Origin of the sequence: Acinetobacter lwoffii, from assembly GCF_052078135.1 — a bacterium.
In the GTDB taxonomy this organism is placed as follows: domain Bacteria; phylum Pseudomonadota; class Gammaproteobacteria; order Pseudomonadales; family Moraxellaceae; genus Acinetobacter; species Acinetobacter lwoffii_Z.
This window is the reverse complement of the sequence record NZ_JBQGUZ010000053.1, coordinates 1-2,857: the sequence shown is the minus strand read 5'-3', so window position 1 is coordinate 2,857 and position 2,857 is coordinate 1. Positions and strand designations below refer to the sequence as shown.

Sequence of the window (2,857 nt, the reverse complement as noted above, 5' to 3'; positions counted from 1 at the left end):
TTGTTTAAGATAAGATATAACTCATTGAGATGTGTCATAGTATTCGTCGTTAGAAAACAATTATTGTGACATTATTTCAATGAGTTATCTATTTTTGTCGTGTACAGAGATTATTATAGAAGCCCCCATGAATAAATCGCTCATCATTTTCGGCATCGTCAACATAACCTCGGACAGTTTCTCCGATGGAGGCCGGTATCTGGCGCCAGACGCAGCCATTGCGCAGGCGCGTAAGCTGATGGCCGAGGGGGCAGATGTGATCGACCTCGGTCCGGCATCCAGCAATCCCGACGCCGCGCCTGTTTCGTCCGACACAGAAATCGCGCGTATCGCGCCGGTGCTGGACGCGCTCAAGGCAGATGGCATTCCCGTCTCGCTCGACAGTTATCAACCCGCGACGCAAGCCTATGCCTTGTCGCGTGGTGTGGCCTATCTCAATGATATTCGCGGTTTTCCAGACGCTGCGTTCTATCCGCAATTGGCGAAATCATCTGCCAAACTCGTCGTTATGCATTCGGTGCAAGACGGGCAGGCAGATCGGCGCGAGGCACCCGCTGGCGACATCATGGATCACATTGCGGCGTTCTTTGACGCGCGCATCGCGGCGCTGACGGGTGCCGGTATCAAACGCAACCGCCTTGTCCTTGATCCCGGCATGGGGTTTTTTCTGGGGGCTGCTCCCGAAACCTCGCTCTCGGTGCTGGCGCGGTTCGATGAATTGCGGCTGCGCTTCGATTTGCCGGTGCTTCTGTCTGTTTCGCGCAAATCCTTTCTGCGCGCGCTCACAGGCCGTGGTCCGGGGGATGTCGGGGCCGCGACACTCGCTGCAGAGCTTGCCGCCGCCGCAGGTGGAGCTGACTTCATCCGCACACACGAGCCGCGCCCCTTGCGCGACGGGCTGGCGGTATTGGCGGCGCTGAAAGAAACCGCAAGAATTCGTTAACTGCACATTCGGGATATTTCTCTATATTCGCGGTTCAGCAGGCATGTCCCCTTTGAGGGCGACCCGACGACAGGATAATCGACCTTATGGTGCGCAAATATTTCGGCACAGACGGTATTCGTGGCAAAGCCAACGAAGGCGCGATGACGGCGGAAACCGCCTTGCGCGTCGGCATGGCGGCTGGCCGTGTCTTTCGTCGCGGTGACCACCGCCATCGTGTCGTGATCGGCAAGGATACGCGCCTGTCGGGCTATATGCTTGAACCCGCGCTCACAGCCGGTTTCACCTCGATGGGCATGGACGTATTCCTTTTTGGCCCGCTGCCGACAACGTATAGGAAGAATAAACGCCCTTTTCACCCAAGTCCAACAGCTTTGGACCGCAGTTGACTCTTTCGACACCCCTGCGATGCAACCCAATCCGGCTGACGGGGAGCCAGCAACGCTGAAAATTTACCCTCCTCTTTCCCACTAGCGGCTCCTTTTCCGACAACCAGCACGGCGGATCCCTGCCGCGGCGCTGTGAACGCAGCATTTTGATTGGTATCGTTGGCCTTCAGGCTCGTCAGTCAAACAGACCCAGGAGCAGCTCAGCCGGTGGCGCCCGGCTTTCGGGTAACGCCCTGGTCCCGCTGGTTTCGGCTTTGTGCTTCAGGTGATCAAGGATCTGCTTGATCACTATAGGGTCTTCAATGCAGGCGATGACTTTCATGGCGCCGCCGCAGCCGCTGCAGGTCTCGATGTCGATATTGAAAACACGCTTGAGCCGTTGCGCCCATGTCATCGACGCTCGCCGTTGTGCTGGTGTTGCCGGTTCATCAGCCACCCTGACCTTGTTGCCCCTGCCCCGTTTTGCCGGCGTGACCAACGCCCGGTGCCGACTGTTGGGTGCGAACACCCCGTGGAAGCGGGTTAGGTTGACTCTGGGCTTCGGTACCAGGGCGGCCAGCCTTGCAATGAAATCCAATGGTTCGAAAATGACGTGCGTGGTGCCGTCCCGGTACGGCGTCTTGAGCTGGTAGCGCACGTTGCCGCCTCGTGTTAACGACAGCCGCTTCTCGGATACCGCCGGGCGGCTGATGTACCGGCACAGCCGTTCGAGCTTCTTGCGTTCATCGGCCCTGGCCGCCACGCCGGCGTGCAGGCTGGACCCGGCTACCTTGCCAATCCCGTCACCGAACGGATCACCACTGGTCGGCAGAGTTTGCAAAGTGAACACCTTTCGCCCCGCCTGTGAACCGACAGCGATACGGTAAGTGATCGAGTGCCCCAGCAGGGGTGTCATCGGGTCGTCATCCACCGCATCCGAGGCCAGATAGCTGTTTTCGACATCCCGTTCCAGCAGGCCTTGCCGTTCCAGATAGCGACCCACCCGGTGGGCGATGGTGTGCGTCAGCGGCACTGTTGCAAATAACCACGAATGGTAAGCTGAAGACTGTTTTAGCTAAAGGTGCAGCATATGAATCCTTTCCATGGTCGGCATTTTCAGGGCGAAATCATTCTTTGGGCTGTGCGCTGGTATTGTAAATATGGCATTAGCTATCGTGAACTGCAGGAAATGCTGGCCGAACGGGGTGTGAATGTTGATCACACGACTATTTACCGTTGGGTTCAACGTTATGCTCCTGAAATAGAAAAACGTTTACGCTGGTATTGGCGTAATCCTACAGATCTGAGCTCGTGGCATATTGATGAAACCTATGTAAAAGTGAATGGACGATGGTCTTATCTGTATCGTGCAGTCGATCAACGTGGCGATACCATTGATTTTTATCTTTCTTCTAGACGTAATACCAAATCAGCATATTGTTTTCTTGGAAAAATTTTAAATAATGTGAAGAAGTGGCAAATTCCACAAGTGATCAACACGGATAAAGCACCCACATATGGACGTGCTTTATCACGGTTAAAACGG

2 protein-coding genes and 2 pseudogenes are annotated in these 2,857 nt (G+C 55.5%); 3 read left to right on the top strand and 1 reads right to left on the bottom strand.

The genetic code is table 11. From position 1 onward, the window contains the following. Window positions 1–127: 127 nt before the first annotated feature. Together sul2 and ACTL4S_RS16275 are read left to right on the top strand one after the other, a co-directional pair. Window positions 128–943: a sulfonamide-resistant dihydropteroate synthase Sul2 gene (gene sul2 / locus ACTL4S_RS16280; protein WP_001043260.1), complete on the top strand. Its 816-nt coding sequence runs from the start codon at window positions 128–130 to the stop codon at window positions 941–943. 86 nt (window positions 944–1,029) lie between these two features. Then, on the top strand, window positions 1,030–1,332 hold the full coding sequence (locus tag ACTL4S_RS16275) for a phosphoglucosamine mutase (RefSeq protein ID WP_000251875.1): 303 nt from the start codon (window positions 1,030–1,032) through the stop codon (window positions 1,330–1,332). Between the two features lie 175 nt (window positions 1,333–1,507). Here ACTL4S_RS16275 and ACTL4S_RS16270 read toward each other — a convergent pair. Next, window positions 1,508–2,338 (bottom strand): annotated as a pseudogene (locus ACTL4S_RS16270) (IS91-like element ISCR2 family transposase); the annotation flags it as partial. 63 nt (window positions 2,339–2,401) lie between these two features. On the opposite strand from ACTL4S_RS16270, the pseudogene ACTL4S_RS16265 reads away from it, so the two are divergent. After that, window positions 2,402–2,857 (top strand): annotated as a pseudogene (locus tag ACTL4S_RS16265) (IS6-like element IS1006 family transposase); the annotation flags it as partial.